The organism is Candidatus Poribacteria bacterium (assembly GCA_016866785.1).
Classification (GTDB): Bacteria; Poribacteria; WGA-4E.
In genome coordinates this window covers 1-1,828 of record VGLH01000275.1, presented here as the reverse complement: position 1 = coordinate 1,828, position 1,828 = coordinate 1, and the positions used below count along the sequence as shown (strand labels likewise).

Genomic DNA, 1,828 nt, shown 5'->3' with positions numbered 1-1,828 from the left:
TCGAGTGGCGCCGCATCCGCGAGCGCTTCCGTTCCGGGCTCAGCGAGCTCGACGAAACCGCAGCGCCGGAAGCTTACCGCCCGCTGATCCGCGCGTACTTCCGCGCGCTGGCGAGCCCGGAAGGGGAACGCAATGGCGCGCGCTAGTACCCGGGCTCTGTTGGCTGCGCTGGTCGGCGCGCTGGCGACCGGAACGCTCTCAGCGGCTGATCCGGAGAGCTCGGGGCTTCTCTACTCGCGGGCGGAAGCGGCGTTTAGCCAAGGCGAGTGGCGCGACGCGATCGACCTTCTGCGCCAAGTCGTGTCATCTTCCGCCGGATCGGACTACGTGGGCTCTGCGCGCTTGCGCCTCGCCCAAGCCTACGCGCGCGTCGGCGACGACGCGTCCGCACGATCCACGTACGCAGAGATCGTCGCGGCGGACCCCGACGGCATGTACGCCAGTCAAGCGGTATCGATGTGGGCGGGACTGTACGTCGAGCGCTACCAGTACCGCGAGACCATGCAGATGTGCCAGGAGGTGATGCGCGCCTACCCGGGCACGAAGTCAGCGGAGATCGCCAACTACCTGCTGGGCGTCTACGCCGCGTCGATCCAACTCTACGACGACGCGGCGCGCGCTTTCACGGGTCTTATGGAGTCGCATCCGTCGTCGGTGTACCGCGACAGCGCGCTCCGCCAACTCGTGTCGGCGCTGGTCGCAGGCGGTCGGTTTGCGGAGGCGGAGAGCGCGTTGGCGAAGGAGCTCGAGGCATCGCCGTCGAGCTCGTCCGTGATCGACCAACTCGCACAGGTCTATCGCAAGCGGAACCAGCATGGCGATGCGATCCGTCTGCTGAACCAGGCGCTGGAGAAGCGACCTGGCGACATCGACCTGCTCGAGTCATTGGGCGAGACCTACGTCGAGGCAGGAGATCGCGACTCCGCTCGGAGTGTATGGGAGCGCATTTCGGCGCACGCGGGAAGCAACTTCGGGGTTCACCAGCGCCTGGGAACCGTTCTGCGAGCGAACGGGTTTCTGCATGAAGCCGAGAGTCACTACCGTGAGGCACTTCGGCTGCAGCCGGCTTACACCTACCTCTACATACAGCTCGCCGACGTGCACCGGATCCAGGGGGAGATCGCCCAGGCGCTCGGCGTGTACGTCGAGGCGCTGCTGGCGGCGGGGAGCCAAGTCGGAGCACGCGACTCGATCCTCGATGCCCTCGGCGAGCTCTACCCGGAAGATCGTCGGCAACAGGCGTACGAGGACGCACGACGCCTCGTCGACGAACGAACGCGGGGATCCGACTCGTTGGCGACGGTCGCCGTCGTGGTCGACGCCGAGCTCCAGTTCTACTCAGGACAGATCGACGGGAGCCTGCGACGTTTCCGGGAACTCGCCGCGATGATGCCCGACGGAGGACTGACACTCGGCAGGTACGGAGACCGCCTCATCGAAGCCGAGGACGTTGCCCACGCAACGCGGTTCTACGAAACGCTTCTCCAGGCGTTTCCGCTCGCGCCGGACACGTCGCTTCGGTTTTCCACGCTTGCAGGGCTCTACGCGCGACACGAACGTTGGGACGCCGCCGCGGCGACGTACCGGAAGGCGCTCGCGCAGGGCTCCGACGCACGCAGCGGGCTCCGCAACTCCGTCGGGCTCATCGAGGCGCTTCTGCGCGGCTCACACGACAGCGCGGGAGCTTTGATCGAGATCCGCCTGGCGCAGCCCAAAGCCACCACGATGTCCGACCGTGCCGCATTGGCGCTGCTCGAGGCTGAGGCGCTCTTGGCTTCCGGACAGGCGCAGCAGGCAGAGGATGCCTTGAGCAGAGCCGACCTCGCAG

Annotated in this window: 1 protein-coding gene; it reads left to right on the top strand. The window is 66.9% G+C overall.

All coding sequences use genetic code 11. The annotated features are described in order from the left end of the window. Nucleotides 1-132: 132 nt before the first annotated feature. A partial coding sequence (locus tag FJZ36_19240; GenBank protein MBM3217035.1) for a tetratricopeptide repeat protein occupies nt 133-1,828 on the top strand: 1,696 nt, incomplete at its 3' end.